This window comes from Lentimicrobium sp. L6 (assembly GCF_013166655.1).
In the GTDB taxonomy this organism is placed as follows: Bacteria; Bacteroidota; Bacteroidia; order Bacteroidales; family UBA12170; genus UBA12170.
This window is the reverse complement of record NZ_JABKCA010000010.1, coordinates 1-17,163: the sequence shown is the minus strand read 5'-3', so window position 1 is coordinate 17,163 and position 17,163 is coordinate 1. Positions and strand designations below refer to the sequence as shown.

Annotated in this window: 17 protein-coding genes and 1 pseudogene; 13 read left to right on the top strand and 5 right to left on the bottom strand. The window is 35.3% G+C overall.

Going from position 1 to position 17,163, the window contains the following annotated elements; genetic code table 11:
• Positions 1-765, bottom strand: a complete 765-nt coding sequence (locus HNS38_RS03840; RefSeq protein ID WP_172283972.1) for an XdhC family protein — start codon at positions 763-765, stop codon at positions 1-3.
• 104 nt (positions 766-869) lie between these two features.
• On the opposite strand from HNS38_RS03840, the gene prmC reads away from it, so the two are divergent.
• The 9 genes from prmC (at position 870) to HNS38_RS03795 (ending at position 10,342) form a co-directional block, all read left to right on the top strand.
• Complete coding sequence (gene prmC / locus HNS38_RS03835) at positions 870-1,706, top strand: peptide chain release factor N(5)-glutamine methyltransferase (protein WP_172345999.1); 837 nt, start codon at positions 870-872, stop codon at positions 1,704-1,706.
• Between the two features lie 272 nt (positions 1,707-1,978).
• A complete protein-coding gene (locus HNS38_RS03830) occupies positions 1,979-3,445 on the top strand; it encodes an aminotransferase class V-fold PLP-dependent enzyme (protein ID WP_172345998.1) in 1,467 nt (488 codons plus the stop codon).
• 151 nt (positions 3,446-3,596) lie between these two features.
• Positions 3,597-4,799, top strand: coding sequence for a pyridoxal phosphate-dependent aminotransferase (locus HNS38_RS03825; protein WP_172345997.1), 1,203 nt, complete (start codon positions 3,597-3,599; stop codon positions 4,797-4,799).
• A gap of 87 nt (positions 4,800-4,886) precedes the next feature.
• On the top strand, positions 4,887-5,723 hold the full coding sequence (locus HNS38_RS03820) for an OmpA family protein (RefSeq protein WP_172345996.1): 837 nt from the start codon (positions 4,887-4,889) through the stop codon (positions 5,721-5,723).
• A 258-nt stretch (positions 5,724-5,981) separates the two neighbouring features.
• Positions 5,982-6,503, top strand: coding sequence for a TlpA disulfide reductase family protein (locus tag HNS38_RS03815; RefSeq protein WP_172345995.1), 522 nt, complete (start codon positions 5,982-5,984; stop codon positions 6,501-6,503).
• A gap of 60 nt (positions 6,504-6,563) precedes the next feature.
• Complete coding sequence (locus HNS38_RS03810; protein ID WP_172345994.1) at positions 6,564-8,291, top strand: DUF6029 family protein; 1,728 nt, start codon at positions 6,564-6,566, stop codon at positions 8,289-8,291.
• A gap of 16 nt (positions 8,292-8,307) precedes the next feature.
• A complete protein-coding gene (locus HNS38_RS03805; protein WP_172283956.1) occupies positions 8,308-9,123 on the top strand; it encodes an Omp28 family outer membrane lipoprotein in 816 nt (271 codons plus the stop codon).
• Between the two features lie 57 nt (positions 9,124-9,180).
• Positions 9,181-9,855, top strand: a complete 675-nt coding sequence (locus tag HNS38_RS03800; protein ID WP_172283953.1) for a lysoplasmalogenase — start codon at positions 9,181-9,183, stop codon at positions 9,853-9,855.
• A 97-nt stretch (positions 9,856-9,952) separates the two neighbouring features.
• Complete coding sequence (locus HNS38_RS03795) at positions 9,953-10,342, top strand: hypothetical protein (protein WP_172283950.1); 390 nt, start codon at positions 9,953-9,955, stop codon at positions 10,340-10,342.
• A 76-nt stretch (positions 10,343-10,418) separates the two neighbouring features.
• Here the strand turns inward: HNS38_RS03795 and ftsY are convergent, their stop codons facing one another.
• The 3 genes from ftsY to rpmG all read right to left on the bottom strand — a co-directional run bounded on the left by ftsY (position 10,419) and on the right by rpmG (position 11,807).
• Positions 10,419-11,369, bottom strand: coding sequence for a signal recognition particle-docking protein FtsY (gene ftsY, locus HNS38_RS03790; RefSeq protein ID WP_172283948.1), 951 nt, complete (start codon positions 11,367-11,369; stop codon positions 10,419-10,421).
• 82 nt (positions 11,370-11,451) lie between these two features.
• The gene (locus HNS38_RS03785) at positions 11,452-11,604 is read right to left on the bottom strand and encodes a DUF4295 family protein (protein ID WP_172283946.1); all 153 of its coding nucleotides are present in this window, start codon (positions 11,602-11,604) and stop codon (positions 11,452-11,454) included.
• Positions 11,605-11,618: 14 nt separating this feature from the next.
• The gene (gene rpmG, locus HNS38_RS03780) at positions 11,619-11,807 is read right to left on the bottom strand and encodes a 50S ribosomal protein L33 (RefSeq protein WP_172283944.1); all 189 of its coding nucleotides are present in this window, start codon (positions 11,805-11,807) and stop codon (positions 11,619-11,621) included.
• 358 nt (positions 11,808-12,165) lie between these two features.
• Between rpmG and HNS38_RS03775 the strand changes: the two genes are divergently transcribed.
• The 4 genes from HNS38_RS03775 (at position 12,166) to HNS38_RS03760 (ending at position 16,158) form a co-directional block, all read left to right on the top strand.
• Complete coding sequence (locus HNS38_RS03775; protein WP_172345993.1) at positions 12,166-12,762, top strand: 30S ribosomal protein S16; 597 nt, start codon at positions 12,166-12,168, stop codon at positions 12,760-12,762.
• A 151-nt stretch (positions 12,763-12,913) separates the two neighbouring features.
• On the top strand, positions 12,914-13,453 hold the full coding sequence (gene rimM / locus HNS38_RS03770; protein ID WP_172283940.1) for a ribosome maturation factor RimM: 540 nt from the start codon (positions 12,914-12,916) through the stop codon (positions 13,451-13,453).
• A 267-nt stretch (positions 13,454-13,720) separates the two neighbouring features.
• The gene (locus HNS38_RS03765) at positions 13,721-14,428 is read left to right on the top strand and encodes a tRNA1(Val) (adenine(37)-N6)-methyltransferase (RefSeq protein ID WP_172283937.1); all 708 of its coding nucleotides are present in this window, start codon (positions 13,721-13,723) and stop codon (positions 14,426-14,428) included.
• A 251-nt stretch (positions 14,429-14,679) separates the two neighbouring features.
• Positions 14,680-16,158 carry a fused MFS/spermidine synthase gene (locus HNS38_RS03760; protein WP_172283935.1) on the top strand — a complete coding sequence of 493 codons (1,479 nt, stop codon included), beginning with the start codon at positions 14,680-14,682 and terminating at the stop codon, positions 16,156-16,158.
• A 737-nt stretch (positions 16,159-16,895) separates the two neighbouring features.
• Here the strand turns inward: HNS38_RS03760 and HNS38_RS03755 are convergent.
• Positions 16,896-17,163, bottom strand: a pseudogene (locus HNS38_RS03755) (hypothetical protein); the annotation flags it as partial.

Genomic DNA, 17,163 nt, shown 5'->3' with positions numbered 1-17,163 from the left:
TTATGCCTTTCTCATTTTATTGACTTCATCAACCAACTGCGCCAAAATGCTTAAAGCAATTTCTCGAGGAGTCTCACATTGAATCTTTAAGCCTATTGGAGAATACACCTTATTAATAGCTTCTTCTGAATGACCACTCTCCAGCCATTTATTTTGAGCTTTGGCAGCCTTTCTTTTACTAGCCATCATTCCTAAATAAGCATGCGGCTTTGATAAAACATGGTCAACAATGCCAGCATCGTAATCATGTTTATAAGTAGTCACCACCACAAAATCATTCTTCTGAAATTCCATACTTTCCCAAGCATCTGGAAATTCATTACCTATATAATTTATTGCACTATTCTTATCTATGAAAATATCAGTTCTATTATCGATTAAATGAACATCGAAACCAAAAGGAAGTGCCATTTCTGCCAACATTTTCCCAATATGACCTGCCCCAAAGATAAGAAGACGCGGTAAGGAGTTAATGGCTTCAAAATAGATTTTCACACTTCCTCCACAATGCATACTCAAATCACTTCCCAGTTCATAGTCCATCGTTTTTATCTGAAAAGTATTCATCATCTGAAGAGCCTCCGCTATCACCGTTTGCTCTATCACTCCACCACCAACAGAACCTTCTATACTTCCATCGCTTAATACCAGCATTTTACTACCTGCTTTACGTGGAGTGGAGCCCACACTTTCTATGACCATACAGAGTACAGCAGCTTTCTTTTCTTCTTGAATTTGGTTTAAAGACGGTATCATTTCGTTCATAGCGATCAGTTTAAAAGCGAATTTACAAAAATCTATAGGTTTGCTCTAAATAATCTCCATATTTTTGCCAAATGCGTATTTCTAGCAATAAATATAAAAGCGTCATGGCATTTGCCATAGAGGAGCTCTCCGGAATATATCCTGAAGAAGAAACAAAAGCCATTACTTTATGGCTATTCGAAGAATTTTTGGGAGTTGGACGAGTGGACTTTCAATTAAACTTGAATAACGGCATGAGCGAATCGGAATTATTAAAGTTCAATTTCGCCATTAAGGATTTAAAAAAAGGGAAGCCCATACAACATGTATTAGGATACACCTGGTTTCTCAATCTAAAACTCCAAGTAAATGAACACACTTTAATTCCCAGACCAGAAACTGAGGAGCTAGTTCAATACATTATTTCCAAAGAAAATTCTAATAGTAGTTTGAAGATACTTGATATCGGCACAGGAACAGCCTGCATTCCTCTAGCCTTAGAAAAGGCCATGCCACAGCATAAGTATTATGGACTTGATTTTAAATCTGAGATTATTGAATTGGCCCAAAAGAATGTTCAAGCTCAGAACTCTACCATCGACCTTGTCCAATTAGATATCCTCAAAGAAGACTTCAGTGGAGATTACGATGTTATCATCTCCAACCCTCCATACGTTCTAGAATCCGAGAAAAAAGAAATGCATAAAAATGTAGTAGATTTTGAGCCTGAATCTGCTTTATATGTAAAAGACTCCGCTCCTCTTTTATTTTACGAAAGAATTATTCTTCAAGCTAAAGACCACCTCCATAATAATGGAAGGTTATATTTTGAGATCAATGAAAAATATGGAACTGAACTTTCAGATCTTTTAATTAAACATGGCTTCGAATCCATCCAAATAATATGCGATTTTAGAGGCCGAATTAGATTTAGCACAGCCATTTTACGCCAAAAAAAGTGATTTCTCTTTGAATCTCCATAAACATTCCTATAAACAAAACCATGCATGCATATAAATACCAAGAGATTATTTTTTACAACTCACTGGTTTTGTGCAACTTTATTTTTCAGTAATTTAAATTGAATAAAAACAAGGCTTATGAAATTAACATTTCGGTACTTCCATATTTTTTTCTAAAAAAATACTATATTTGCTAAGTTTTTACGAATGACCTAGGTACTTTGTAAAATATTTACGAATCTTTACTAAAACAACCAGTCAAAAAATATTGAATGGACCATTTTTTTGAGAAATACAGAAATAATATTATTGGAAACGATCTAGTAATGCAGTCTCCTTATGGGGAAAAAAAGGTATTGTATGCAGATTGGATCGCCAGTGGTAGGCTATATAGCCCTATTGAAAAAAAGATTCAAGAGGATTTTGGTCCTTGGGTAGCTAACACACATACTGAGACCAGCGAGACAGGAACCATAATGACCAAATCTTATCATTGGGCACAAAAGATTATCAAAAAACATGTGAATGCACATGACGATGATATTTTAATAACCAGTGGTAATGGAATGACAAGTGTCATCAATAAATTCCAAAGAATTCTTGGCCTAAAGAACTGTGGTGTTCTTTCTGGTAAATCATGTATACAAAATGAAAAAGATCGCCCCATCGTTTTCATTACCCATATGGAACATCATTCAAATCAAACCAGCTGGCTAGAAACCAATGCCGAGGTGATTGTTTTAGAACCTAACAAAGATTTAACCGTAAATCCTGATGAATTAAGGAAACAGCTGAAGAAATACGAGGATAGAAAATTCAAAATGGGAAGTTTTTCGGCTTGTTCAAACGTTACAGGTGTTCATACCAACTATCATGAATTAGCAAAAATCATGCATCAACATCAGGGCTTATGCTTTATTGATTTTGCTGCCAATGCACCATATGAAGATATGAACATGCACCCTGAAGATCCTGAAGAAGAATTAGACGCTATATATTTCTCTCCTCATAAATTCTTAGGAGGCCCAGGCAGTAGTGGTGTTTTAATTTTCAATAATAAGTTATACTTAAACAAAACTCCAGATCATCCCGGTGGAGGAACAGTAGATTGGACCAATCCTTGGGGAGAATATAAATATGTAGATAATATAGAAGCTAGAGAGGATGGTGGAACACCTGGATTCCTGCAAGCTATTAGAGTTGCTCTGGCTATAAAACTAAAAGAGCAAATTGGAGTCAAAAATATAGAAGCACGAGAAAAAGTGTTGGTAGCAAAGGCATTCGAATTATTGGATCCGATTGAAAAGCTACATATTCTATCTGGAGATTTAAAAGACCGATTAGGGGTTATATCCTTTTATATAGAAGATATTCATTATAATCTTGCAGTTAAAATATTGAATGACAGATTTGGAATTCAATTGCGTGGCGGCTGTGCTTGTGCTGGTACCTATGGACATTTTTTAATGGGAATTACTTCTTGCGAATCAAAAAAAATCACTGAAAAGATTAATAAAGGTGATTTATCTTCTAAGCCTGGATGGGTAAGACTTTCACTACATCCTACCATGACCATTCAAGAATTGGAATTCATAGCACAAGCTTTTAAAGATATGATAGAAAATATTAATGAATGGGAAAAGGATTATCGTTATAACGTAAAGAATAATGAATTCATCCACATATCAGAAACAACAGACAAAGTAGAATTGGTAAAAAACTGGTTCGAATTTGACTAAAAAATACAGAGAGAAGCAATTAGCTTGGGCTACTGAAAACGGTGGCCCTTTTTTTTTGTAAAAATCAGTAAACCACTGGTTAGGATTCAGAAGAACAAATTTGCTAATTCACGAACAAAAGTTAATTTTGCCAAGACAAAAATACAACACTATGGGAATCGTATCGAATCGCTTAAATCAAATGACAGAGTCGGCCACTTTAGCCATGACTAAAAAGAGCCGTGAACTTAAAGAACAAGGAATTGACGTGATCAATTTAAGTATTGGTGAACCAGACTTTAACACTCCTGAGTTTATTAAAGAAGCCGGTAAAACAGCCATTGATGAGAATTATACTCATTATCCACCTGTTCCTGGTTTTCTGCCTTTGCGTGAAGCCATAGTGAAAAAGCTTAAGCGCGATAATGGTCTTGATTACCAAGCTAATCAAATCGTTGTTTCTACAGGTGCTAAACAATCCATTAGCAATGTATTCCTTAGCATAGTAAACCCTGGTGAGGAAGTTGTAATTCCAGCCCCATACTGGGTGAGCTACGCTGACATGGTGATGCTAGCAGAAGGCAAACCTGTTCTCATTAAAACTGATATTGCCAATGACTTTAAGGTAACTCCCGAAGAAATTCGAAAAGCAATCACCGATAAAACTAAAGCGATTATCTTCTCCTCTCCTTGTAATCCTACTGGAACAGTTTATACCAAAGATGAGCTAAAAGAAATTGCAGAATTGATGAAGAATTATCCAGAAATCATCATCATCAGTGATGAAATTTATGAAATCATCAACTTTGACAGTCAGCATGAGAGTATTGCACAATTTGAAGAAGTAAAAAATCAGGTGGTTATTGTTAATGGAGTGTCAAAAGGGTATGCCATGACAGGCTGGAGACTTGGTTTTATTGCCGCGTCGAAAGAAATAGCAGATGCCTGTACTAAACTTCAAGGACAAACTACATCTGGAACTAACGCTATTGCGCAGAGAGCCGCGATTACTGCTTTTGAAGCCGACCCTAAAGAGTGTAAAGAAATTCAAGATATGGTTCTGGCCTTTAAAGAAAGAAGAGATTTACTGATCTCCCTCCTCTCAGAAATTGATGGATTCGTGCTTAACACACCTCCAGGCGCCTTTTATCTTTTCCCCAATATTACTGCATTTTTTGGAAAATCAGACGGAAATATCACTATCAATACAGCCACCGACTTGGTTTTATACATTCTAGAAAAAGCTAATGTAGCTTTGGTAACAGGAGAAGCTTTTGGTGATGCCAATTGTATGCGCCTATCTTATGCAGCATCCTCAGAAACATTAACTATTGCAGCTACTAGAATTAAGGAAGCCTGCTCACTCTTGAAATAATATCAGACCTAAGAAAACTGTTCCATCAGGAACAGCAAACAATATAAAGTAATGAAATACGTTTTAATATTTCCAAACATTTGAAATATGAAACGTATCTTTTTGTTATGCCTAATGATATTTGTGTATTCCCTCCTCTTTGCACAAATTCAAACCGATACCCTGAATTTGTTTTTTGACACCGATCATTTTCAGAATACCGAAGAGCATTTTCATGAACTCCAAAAACTCCAAACACTTGAAATCACTAGTATTAAGATTAATGCATTTACAGACAGCATAGCCTCTAATACCTATAATCAAAAACTTTCCAATAAAAGAGCCTATTACACCTATTTTTCCTTGCTCAAACTAGACTTCCCAATCGAAATTTTTAAAGAAGTAAAAGGATTTGGGGAGGATAAAAACAATATTAATCAGCTATCTAGTTCCAGAAGAGTCTCCATTATATACCAATATCATCAAAATAAAACAGAGGAGCCCACCAAACAAAAACAGCCAAAGAAGAAAGCTATTCCTAAACAAATTGATGAACAAATAAGCTCAGGTGATGTTGGAGATAAAATTATTGCTAAAAACATCAATTTCCAACCAGGAAATCACAGAGTCCTTCCTCAATCACTCCCCGAATTAGAGCAATTACACCAAGCACTAGAAGAACACCCAGCCATAAAAATTGAAATCAGAGGCCATATTTGCTGCCAATATGATGGAAGCGATGGCTACGATGCCCTAACTGGCGATTACCACCTATCAGTTAACAGAGCATTCGCTGTATATTCCTACCTGATCTCTAAAGGAATTAATAAAAACAGACTTTCCTATAAAGGTTATGGGTCTTCACAAAAACTCTTTGAGTTTGAAAAAAACGACAGAGAGAAAATAGCAAACAGAAGAGTGGAAATCATCATTATCGACAACTAACAGTCAATATTTTTACCGTAGTTTAGTCGTTCAACTCCCCCTACATTTCAAATAATTCTTATCTTGGCATTGTTTTAGCATATGAAATCATTAAACAAGTAAGTTTCTAAATTATTAAAGATAAAATCAAAAACTTATTAAAATATTTACGAAACTTGTGTTTTATTTCTAAAAATAGTTGTAAACTTGTACAACTTTTTAGATTGGATATATGTCTAATAAACATCTCAAACACAAATTGAATTTAAAACACACATTATGAAGAGATTAAGTATCATTTTAGCTTTAATACTATTCACTGGAGTCATTTTTGCACAAGATCATGCAGGCAAAACTTTACCAGAAGTTACAGTAAAAACCATCACTGGAGAATCTTTCAATACAGCAGATATTGATAATGATGGAAAACCAATCATAGTTAGCTTTTGGGCATTATGGTGTCACCCATGTATTAAGGAGTTAACAACCATTGCTGATGTATACGAAGAATGGCAAGAGGAAACTGGCGTAAAGCTTTATGCTATTTCAATTGATGATGCACGTTCTACTGCTAAGGTTGGACCATTGGTTAATGGAAAAGCATGGGAATATGAAGTTCTTCTAGATCCTAATGGTGATTTTAAGAGAGCTATGAACGTAAACATGATTCCTCATACTTTTGTTCTTGATGGTAACAAGAATATTGTTTGGCAACATACTTCTTTCGCAGAAGGTGCAGAATTAGATTTAATTGAAATCATTGAAAAAGTAGCAAACGGAGAAGACATATCTGGACACTAATCACGTGATTAAGTATTCAGAACCTTTAGTTTGAAGCATAAGATATAAACATATCATAGAATGAAAAAACATATACTTAAATCGATTGGAGTATTTGCGATATTATTCGCTTTTACACAAGTTGCTTTTGCTCAGAGTCCTCAAAAATACGGACAAGTAAGCGGAAGTTTTCAGTTGGACGCTCAGATTTACCAACCTGATAGTAAATTGGGAATTACCAACGAAGATATTAATGGAAAAGACGCTAGAATGAATGCCTTTGGTAATATCATTTACCGCTTGGGTAATTTCTCTGCGGGGGTTCGTTACGAAGCATATCTTCCCCCTTTAGCAGGTTTTGATGACAGGCTAGAGGGTCAGGGCTTTGCAAACAGATGGGCCAGATACAATACTGGAATCATTGATGTAACAGTAGGTAACTTTTATGAGCAATTTGGCTCTGGAATGATATTTAGAGCCTACGAAGAATGGAGTTTAGGGTATGACAACTCTGTGGATGGTGCCAGAATTATTCTAACTCCCACAAAAGGAGTAACTATCAAAGGTATTTATGGTACACAAAGATTTTTTTGGGAAAAATACGAGAAAGACAGTAGAGGAATAGTAAGAGGTGGTGATGTCGATCTTTTCATTAATGACCTTTTCTCAAGTCTTGAGACCTCTAAGACCAAATTAACACTTGGCGGAGGGTTAATTAGTAAATATCAAGCTGACTTAGATCCTATCTATAAATTACCTGAAAATGTAATGTCATGGTCAACAAGATTTAATTTAAGTCATGGTGGTTTTTTCTGGCAAACAGAATATGCACATAAAATCAACGACCCAAATGCCATTAATAATTTTATTTATAAAGATGGCCAAGGTTTATTCACTTCTATGTCCTATTCACAAAAAGGATTTGGTTTTGCTTTAAGCGGAAAATGGATCGACAATATGGGATTCAAATCTGACAGATCAGTAACTGGAGATGCCTTGTTTATCAATTTCCTCCCTCCAAATGCTAAGACTCATACCTACAGCCTATCGGCCATGTATCCCTATGCCACCCAAGTGAATGGAGAAGCAGCCATACAAGCTACCCTAAATTATAAAGTTCCTAAAAAATCTAAACTCGGTGGTAAATACGGAATGGGAATTGAAATCAATTTCTCTCACATTCGCTCCATCGAAAAATCACAACTCGACTCAGAAACTCCTATTGGCGAATCGGGAACACTAGGATACGAAACAAAATTCCTATCCATAGGAGATGAAGTCTACTTCCAAGATTTAGGGTTCGAAATCAATAAAAAAATCAATAAGCATTTCAAATTGATTGCATCTGCCGATATGATCACCTATAATATGGATGTGATTGAAGGCCATCCAGGAGAACCCAATGTGGAGGCTTTTGTTTGGGTGACAGATTTAAGTTATAGATTTAAAAGAAAACATAGTATTCGTTGGGAACTATCTCAATTATTGACCAAGCAAGATCAAGGAAATTGGATTGCTTCTACCTTGGAGTATAACTTTGCTCCAACTTGGTTCCTTGCAGTATCCGATCAATACAATTATGTAAATAACGATGGAATCATCTCTTATACTAATGATCAAGGAGAATATCACGAAAACAAATACGACAAACTACATTACCCCACAATAGCTGCCGGCTATACCAAAGGCACTACCAGGGTATTATTATCATATGGTCGTCAAAGAGAAGGCATATTATGCGTAGGCGGAGTTTGTCGCGCAGTGCCTAAATCCAATGGATTCAAAATTACCATCACCAGTAGTTTCTAATTTAAACTAAAAGAAAATGAAAGTTTTAAAAATATTTTTAGCCCTCACAATAATTGGCTTTTCTTTCGCCGCCTGCGATAAGATAGAAGCACCCTATACCCAAGAAGTTGAGAAACCTGTTGGTAACAAAAAAGTTCTTTTAGAAGATTTTACCGGTCAGAAATGTGTAAACTGTCCTTTAGCACATGAAATTGCTCATACCCTACAAGACACCAGTAATTATGGAGAAAAACTCATAGTTGTAGCCATTCATGCTGGTTTCTTTGCAACTCCTAGTGCAGCGCCATTTGATTATGATTTCAGAACAGAGGCTGGAGACATATACGAGAGTTATTTCTCTGTACAAACCTATCCAACCGGAATGGTGAACAGAGTCAATACCGATGGCAATTACCTAATTGACAAAGATGGTTGGGCCACTGAGGTTGCAAAGCAATTTGAAGAAACCAGCCTGGTCAATATAGAGATCACCCCTTCTTTAAATGGTAATAAACTAAGCGGAGAAGTCAATCTTGATTTCATCGAGGGTTTTGCATCTCAAGGCAATGTTCAAATTTGGATTACAGAAGATAGCATTATTAAACCTCAGGTTGTTCCGGGTGGCATGGAAGAAGACTATGTTCATATGCATGTGCTCAGAGGAGCCATTAATGGAAATTGGGGGGAAGCACTACCTTCCGCAAGCTATAATTCAGGAGATAATGAAAGTATCAGTTTTTCTAACTTCCAATTGGGTGACGACTGGGTCACAGACAAACTATCCTTAGTAGTTTATCTATATGAACAAGAAAGTAAAAAAGTCATTCAGGTTGAAGAAATAAAGATTAATTAAAATAAAAAAAAGCGATTGAAATTCAATCGCTTTTTTATTTCTCTCTATATTCGCACCATGATTAAGAAATTTATCTTCTGCTACATAGTTTTAAGCATCTCTGTAATTATTTCTCAACTTTTAGGAGCAAACACTTTAGAAAACTTCCTAAAACCCATGCTGATGGTCAGCTTATTTACTGGCTATTTCTTGTTTAAAAATAGAGCATCAAAACAAAATGACTATTTATATCTTGCTGCCATCGTCTTCAGTTTTCTAGGGGATGCTTTTTTAATGCCCTTATTTAATCAATTTTTGGCTGGTCTCACATCATTTTTGATGGCACACATTTTTTATATTATTCTTTACCTAAAAGACAGAGCAATGCCAATAAAACTAAATCCTACTCAAATTACTATTTTATCACTCGGTCTGCTTATTTTCTTATCACTGCCTTCTCTAATATTATGGAAATTAATTCCTCAAAACCCAGATTACTTTCTAATCATTGCCATCCTCCTTTATTCAACAGCATTATTTGGTCTTATACTCACTGCTATCATTAGAAAACAAACTCCTAGACTTAGCTACCATTATATATTAGCTGGTTCTGGATTATTTCTATTATCGGATAGTTTTCTTTCCATCAATAAATTTGTGTTTAACCTTCCCTATTCACCTATTTGGGTAATCAGCACTTATACCTCCGCACAAGCTCTTATATTTTATGGCTTCTTAAAAAAGAATAGCTAATTTCCATTTATTCTAAATAAAAAACGAAGACAAAATTCTAAGACTTTGGTCTTGTATTTTTCCGTATATTCGTTTCGTATAAAATAAAACAAGATATATGGAAACCAAAGTTTATAATATTAGCGAATTACATTTTGAGCACAGGCTCTGGAAAAGTGAAATGAAAATAATTTTAGGTGAACTCAATGTTTATCAAGAATGGCTATCGAGCATTAGTCTTAAGAGCTATGACATTGAGTTCCAAAAAAAAATAAATTATTTCCAAAACAAATTTGATATTCAAAGAAAACATTTCGACAGTTTCAACGACCGCATTAATGCACAAGACAGTTATATAGAATCTTTAGAAAAGATGAGCGATAACGATATTTCAGACCAAAATATATCTGACCACACCAACCTAAGAGCTGATATCAATGTAGCCTTAGACCTTTACAAAGAACTTAAAAAAGAATATGTTAGTTTTGCAAGAGCTGCCAAATTCTAATCAGCATATAAAAAAAAGAAAAGGACGTGAAAAATAAATTCACGTCCTTTTTTTATATCTTTTTATTCTGGCTTAACTAACTGAATAAACTATCTACGAATTCGTTTCTATCGAAAACTTGCAAATCTTCCATTTTCTCACCAAGCCCAATATATTTTACAGGAATTTTGAATTGCTCACTGATCCCAATAACAACCCCTCCTTTAGCAGTACCATCCAATTTAGTTAATGCCAAAGCATTCACTTCAGTTGCAGCAGTAAACTGCTTAGCCTGCTCTATTGCATTCTGACCAGTACTGGCATCTAAAACCAACAGAATTTCATGAGGAGCATCTGGTAATACTTTTTGCATCACCCGCTTAATCTTCCCCAATTCATTCATCAAATTAATCTTATTGTGCAATCGACCAGCTGTATCAATAATAATCACATCAGCCTTTTGGGCAACACCAGACTCTAAAGCATCATAGGCTACACTTGCAGGGTCGGCATTCATTCCTTGTTCCACTATAGGCACATCTACCCTACCAGCCCATATTTTCAATTGCTCTACGGCTGCAGCTCTAAAAGTATCACTTGCACCAAGAACCACTTTCTTTCCAGCTTTTTTAAACTGATAAGCCAATTTTCCGATAGTAGTTGTTTTACCAACACCATTAACTCCAACCACCATTATTACATAGGGTTGATCTTGAGCTGGAAAATTGAAATTTCGAAGATTAGGATTCTCATTCTCGGATAAAAGATCAGCAATTTCCTCTTTGAGCATTCTATTCAATTCCGATGTTCCAAGGTATTTATCTTTGGATACCCTAGCTTCTATTCTTTCAATAATTTTTAGAGTAGTATCCACACCAACATCAGAAGAAACCAAAATCTCCTCCAAGTCGTCTAATACTATATCATCAATCTTACTCTTACCTGCTATACTCTTGGTAATTTTACCAAACAGGCTGGTTTTTGTCTTTTCAAGACCCTTATCTAGGCTCTTTTTCTTCTCTTTATTGAAAATCGAAAACAATCCCATAATTATTATTTTTAAAAAATAGAAAAAATGCCTTATCATTTAAGCAGATAAGGCATCAGTAATACCGAAATTGTTATTACAATTATTTCTTTTTAATCAGTTCCTTAGCTTGTGCCAAAGGTACTGAATCTTCTTTAAAATAATAAGCTCCAGTTTTCTCTGATTTTAATGTACGTATTACCTTTGCCCAGTCTTTACCGGCAGATTGTAAGGTCGCAACTACTTTCTTAGCCATATCTTATATTCTTATTATTTAATTTCTCTATGAATTGTCATTTTCTTTAGAATAGGGTTGAATTTCTTCAATTCCAATCTATCAGGAGTGTTTTTTCTATTCTTCGTTGTAATATAACGAGATGTACCTGGTTTACCGCTTTCTTTATGCTCAGTACATTCTAAGATAACTTGTCCTCTTGCTTCTTTACTCTTCTTTGCCATTTTGTCTAATTTTTCAGGGCTGCAAAAATAATACTATTTTCCATACTATCAAATAGAAAGAGAAATATTTTCGAATTATTTTTATTTCGCCCAATTGCGCGGCAAAAATAGCCAATTCTTTTCGATAAGCAAATAATTCAACCTACTTAAACCGGATATTTAATAGATTTCAATATTTATCATTTCAACACTATCCTTCTGTATACCAACATCATAAACTAGGTCTTTCCATTGATATGATATAAAATGAATTAAATCATTGATTTTTAAGGAAAAAGCTTTTCTAATTCAATACTTATTACGATATTTGCACCCATTTTTAAGATTAAGTATATAAATAATTAAAAATTAAGCAATTATGCCAGCAAAAATTAGATTACAAAGAAAAGGTAAAAAAGGACGTCCTTTTTTCCACATTGTAATTGCAGATGGTCGTGCACCTCGTGATGGAAAATTAATAGAGAAGATTGGCACTTACGATCCTATGACTAACCCAGCAACTATCGAATTAGATTTCGAAAGAGCAATGCATTGGGTAACAGTTGGGGCTCAACCTACAGACACTGCAAAAGCAATTTTATCCTACAAAGGTGTTTTATATAAAGAACACTTATTAAGAGGAGTTAAAAAAGGTGCTTTAACTGAAGATAAGGTTGAGATCTTATTCAAAGAATGGTTAGCAGAAAAAGAAGCTAAGATTGAAGCAAAAGCTAAAGGTTTAGTAGACACTACTAGAGAAGACCTTAAGAAGCGTTTAGCTGCTGAAGCTGAAGTAAACGAAGCTCGTAAAGCTGAGTTTGCAAAGCAAAGAGCTGATGCCCAAGCTGCTCTTGAAGCTGCTGCCGCTGCAAAAGCCGCTGAAGCTGCTGCTGCCGAAGCTGCTGCCGCTCCTGTTGAAGAAGCTGCAAGCGAAGAAGCTCCTGCTGAAGAAGCAAAAGAAGAAACTGCTGAATAGCATTTTTTCTCTTAAAAATAAGAACCGCCCTGATCTTTCATGGCGGTTTTTTTTATTTTTGTAAGCCATAATATTAACAGCCGAAAAATTTTGGAGAAGAGCATAAACCTTCATGCTTCAAACTTGAAACTTCGTGCAAAAATATCTTTCCATGACTAAAGAAGAATGTTATTACCTAGGGAAAATTACAAGAACCAACGGACATCAAGGTGGTTTGAGTATTTATTTAGATGTAGACAACCCTCATGAATATGCTGGCCTAGATGCTCTATTCGTGGATTATAGAGGAAGCCTCATCCCCTATTTTATCGATAAAATGCAGATTCATACTTCTAAAAATACTGCCGTAGTTTATTTTGAGGATGTGGATGATATTGATATGGCTCAAAGCTTGGTTAATAGCCTCCTTTATCTTCCTACAGCTAGCTTACCTATACTTGAAGGTACCAAATTCTACTTTCATGAAGTTTTGGGATTCAATATTATTGAGAAAAGCTTCGGCCTTATTGGCAAGTGTGATCATATATTGGATTATCCCCAACAAGCCCTTTTCCAAGTTTTTCATGAGAAAAAAGAAGTACTTATCCCCATTAAAGATGAGTTTATTCTTGATGTAGATAGAAAAAAGAAAGAGATTTTAATGGAGCTACCTGAGGGTTTATTGGACGTTTATTTGGCGGAAGAGGAGTAAAGGAAGTTAGAAGTTGGAAGTTAGAAGTTGGAAGTTGGAAGTCGGAAGTCGGAAGTCGGATGACGGATGCTTGATGACGGATGACCGATGACGGATAAAATCCAAGCTTCATCCTTCATCCTTCATCCTTCATGCTTAATGCTTCATCCTTCATGCTTAATGCTTCATCCTTCATGCTTAATGCTTAATGCTTAATACTTCTAATAATATATAAATCCCCTATTAAAAAACCAATCTCTAAACCCCAACCTCTCAACCTCTTTACCCATGTCAAAGCCATTCAATTTTAAACAATTCAGCGTTTTTCATGATAAAAGTTCCATGAAAGTAGGAACAGACGCTGTGCTCTTAGCCGCATTAGTGGAGATGGAAAACTATGGGAAAATATTGGATATTGGATGTGGTAGCGGAGTCATTTCTTTAATGTGTGCTCAAAAATCGAAAGCTCAAATCTCGGCAATTGATATTGACAAGGATTCGGTGGAACAAGCCCAGGAGAATTTTGAGTCCTCCAAGTGGAATAGCAGATTGAAAGCATCGGAATGCAGTATGCAAGAATATGCAAAACTATCAGATCAGAAGTTTGACCTCCTCATCAGCAATCCTCCATTTTTTGAGAATGCCTTAAAATCGCCATTGGAAAGCAGGAATAAAGCCAGACATAATGATACTTTAAGCTCCCAAGACCTACTTCATTCTGCTCGTCAACTTCTTTTCACTCATGGAAAACTAGCATTAATACTCCCATTTACCGAAGGAGAAGAATTTATTAAGATAGCCTCATCTTATCAGTTTTATCTACAAAGAAGAGTGGAGATACAGCCCAAACCTTCTAAAATAGCCAATCGCTTGGTTTTGGAGTTTGTATTATCACCTTGCAAAACGACAAAGGAAAACATCATTATTCGGGAAGAAGGGAATGATTATACCGAAGAGTATCGCCGTGTCACAAAAGATTTTTATCTTGCATTTTAATTATTTACCACAAAGGCACTGAGGCACAAAGAAAAAAAATAGAAGGATATTTTATTTCTAATGTCCATCAGATTTCAAAGGGAGAATCATGAATTTTAGGCTCCCTTTAGGGCTGGGGCAAAACTAAAATTCAATATTATAGAAATTAATTGTGCATTTGGTATTTTTTTTGTTAGCCCCTAAACCCTAAAGGGAGCAAAAAAATAATGTACATTAGTACTAATAATGATACAACAACAAGATAGTACAATATGAAATCAAAAAGCTTTCTTCTTTTATTGACTTTTATTTCTGGAGCCATGGTGATGGTATTTGAGATTATTGGTGCACGGATTTTGGCTCCTTATATTGGTACTTCTTTCTTTGTGTGGACAGCTTTAATTGGATTTGTCTTAGCTAGCCTGAGCTTAGGATATTCTATAGGAGGAAAATGGATAGATAAGAATCCTGATATTAAAATACCGGCCATTGCATTTCTAGGAGCAGCTGCTTCTTTGCTTTTGGTCTTATTTATCAAAGATAACTTCTTGGAATGGGTTTTACAACATGTGAGAGGTATCAAAGCCTCTGCTATCATTTCTACTTTTGTATTATTTGTTCCAGCCAGTATTTTCTTTGGCATGATTTCTCCCATGATCAGCAAATTATTATTGGATGATTTACCAAAAGCAGGAAAAACCATAGGAAATGTATTCGCTTTTGGTAGCATTGGTAGTTTGTTTGGGACTTTTTTGGCTGGTTTTTACCTTTTACCCAATTTCTCGTTGACCTATATACTTGTCACACTATTTTTTATCTCCATAGCCATTGCTCTTATCATATTTCTAATGAAGAAAAAATGGACTTTTGTTGGGATTTCTATCCTCCTCGTTATTCTAGGAATTTTTCAATTAAACAAAAAAAAAGACCAACCATATACCTATCAATTTGAATCTGAATATAATAGTATCAAGGTATTTCCAAGTACAGACTATTCAAGTGGCGACAGTATTCTAATCATGCAACTGGGAAGACAAAGAGCTGGAGGAATGAGCTTAAGTGACCGACCGCTTCCATTTAATTATTTGTACTATTTCAGATTGGCAGAACACTTCAACCCCGATTTTAAAAACACCTTGATGCTGGGCGGAGCTGCCTATAGCTTTCCCAAATACTTTTTGAATGAATATTCAGAAGCCAAAATAGATGTGGTAGAAATTGATGAGGAAGTAACCAGAGTTGCTCAAGAGTATTTTGGATTAAAAGAAAATAAAAACTTAAACATCATTCATGAGGATGCCAGAACCTATATCAACACCTGTGAAGAAAAATACGATATAATCTATAGCGACACTTTCAGAAACGCAGTGAGTCTTCCCTATCAATTAACTACTGTGGAAGCCATACAAAAACAATACGACCTATTAAATGAAGGTGGAGTAGTTTTGGTAAATGTGATACAAGCGGTAGAAGGAAAATCCAGTTTATTCCTACAAGCAGAACTCAAAACCTTTATGCAGGTCTTCCCGCAAGTCTATTTATTCGCTGACAGAGGAGGGCAAAAACGAGAAGAAATCCAAAGTACCATCATTCTCGCCATCAAATCAGAAACTCGTCCAGCTTTTTCTTCTAGTGACACAAGTATTGATAGTTTATTAGCCAAACGAGTAACAGAGGCCATTCCTTTAAACCAGGCCATCCTCTACGATGATTTTGCTCCGGTTGATTATTTGGCTTTTCGGGGGATGTAGAAACCAATGTTTTAAATATCAGCCACTAAGACAGAAAGGCTCAATGGCATCACTAAGAAAACGCATGTATGGATTCACAAGCTGACTCGGATTTGCAAGCCGAGAGTAAATAACCAAAAGAAACAATCATAATGTCCAAATCAACTGTTTTAAAATAGCAACTAAAATAATAGTCATTTGAGCTCATTATTCTCCTAACTGTCTAACATCAAACAAAAGTATAAATGTTTTGAGTATAATATACACTCGGATTGCAAATCCGAGCGAGCTGGAACAAGAAAAACTAGAGAGAAAGCAAAAATTATATTTATAACTTGATGAATATTATAAGCAAGATAAATACCTAAGTGTATGATATGTTTTTTCATTTTCATTTGTTTTTATACTTCATAATCTCAGCAAAAGGCAAAGCTATCCAAGAAACTATAAAGGCACCGTATAGTATATTTGTGATTTGAGCTGAAAATTCTTCTTCAAAAAAGAAAATTAACACAAATAAGAAAACTATCAATATCGTTGACCAATTGCTTAATCTCTTATAAAATCTATGCATAATAATTTATTTAATGGACTTGCTTGAACATCAATGGCCCATCTGGTTCCTCTTTAAGTTTCGAAGACCCTATATGATAATATAGCCCACTACCTATTGCCGTATACACCACCGCCTCATTTCAAGATAAAATAGTCCATAACTGCTTTTGACAAATTCAAATATGATTTTGTCAAATTTAGCACTATCTAAGCAATATTTTTTTCCGCATGATACCGTCTGGCATTTCTTTCAATTCATAATTTGTGCTGCGTCCACCACTTGCTTCTTTTTGTAATATATCCTTCTTTATCAAATCTTGAATATCTCGAAGAGCTGTATCCTGTGAACACTTGTTAATTCTTCCCCATTTCGAGCTTGTCAACTTTCCATCAAATCCGTCAAGCAATCTGTTTATTATTTTTTGTTGAACTAAACCTCCCCAAAGGGAGGTAGCTTTCGATTTAAATTCG

Coding starts and splice junctions, on each gene's coding strand:
- HNS38_RS03840 (WP_172283972.1), bottom strand. CDS start 765: ATGAACGAAATGATACCGTCTTTAAACCAAATTCAAGAAGAAAAGAAA.
- prmC (WP_172345999.1), top strand. CDS start 870: ATGGCATTTGCCATAGAGGAGCTCTCCGGAATATATCCTGAAGAAGAA.
- HNS38_RS03830 (WP_172345998.1), top strand. CDS start 1,979: ATGGACCATTTTTTTGAGAAATACAGAAATAATATTATTGGAAACGAT.
- HNS38_RS03825 (WP_172345997.1), top strand. CDS start 3,597: ATGGGAATCGTATCGAATCGCTTAAATCAAATGACAGAGTCGGCCACT.
- HNS38_RS03820 (WP_172345996.1), top strand. CDS start 4,887: ATGAAACGTATCTTTTTGTTATGCCTAATGATATTTGTGTATTCCCTC.
- HNS38_RS03815 (WP_172345995.1), top strand. CDS start 5,982: ATGAAGAGATTAAGTATCATTTTAGCTTTAATACTATTCACTGGAGTC.
- HNS38_RS03810 (WP_172345994.1), top strand. CDS start 6,564: ATGAAAAAACATATACTTAAATCGATTGGAGTATTTGCGATATTATTC.
- HNS38_RS03805 (WP_172283956.1), top strand. CDS start 8,308: ATGAAAGTTTTAAAAATATTTTTAGCCCTCACAATAATTGGCTTTTCT.
- HNS38_RS03800 (WP_172283953.1), top strand. CDS start 9,181: ATGATTAAGAAATTTATCTTCTGCTACATAGTTTTAAGCATCTCTGTA.
- HNS38_RS03795 (WP_172283950.1), top strand. CDS start 9,953: ATGGAAACCAAAGTTTATAATATTAGCGAATTACATTTTGAGCACAGG.
- ftsY (WP_172283948.1), bottom strand. CDS start 11,369: ATGGGATTGTTTTCGATTTTCAATAAAGAGAAGAAAAAGAGCCTAGAT.
- HNS38_RS03785 (WP_172283946.1), bottom strand. CDS start 11,604: ATGGCTAAGAAAGTAGTTGCGACCTTACAATCTGCCGGTAAAGACTGG.
- rpmG (WP_172283944.1), bottom strand. CDS start 11,807: ATGGCAAAGAAGAGTAAAGAAGCAAGAGGACAAGTTATCTTAGAATGT.
- HNS38_RS03775 (WP_172345993.1), top strand. CDS start 12,166: ATGCCAGCAAAAATTAGATTACAAAGAAAAGGTAAAAAAGGACGTCCT.
- rimM (WP_172283940.1), top strand. CDS start 12,914: ATGACTAAAGAAGAATGTTATTACCTAGGGAAAATTACAAGAACCAAC.
- HNS38_RS03765 (WP_172283937.1), top strand. CDS start 13,721: ATGTCAAAGCCATTCAATTTTAAACAATTCAGCGTTTTTCATGATAAA.
- HNS38_RS03760 (WP_172283935.1), top strand. CDS start 14,680: ATGAAATCAAAAAGCTTTCTTCTTTTATTGACTTTTATTTCTGGAGCC.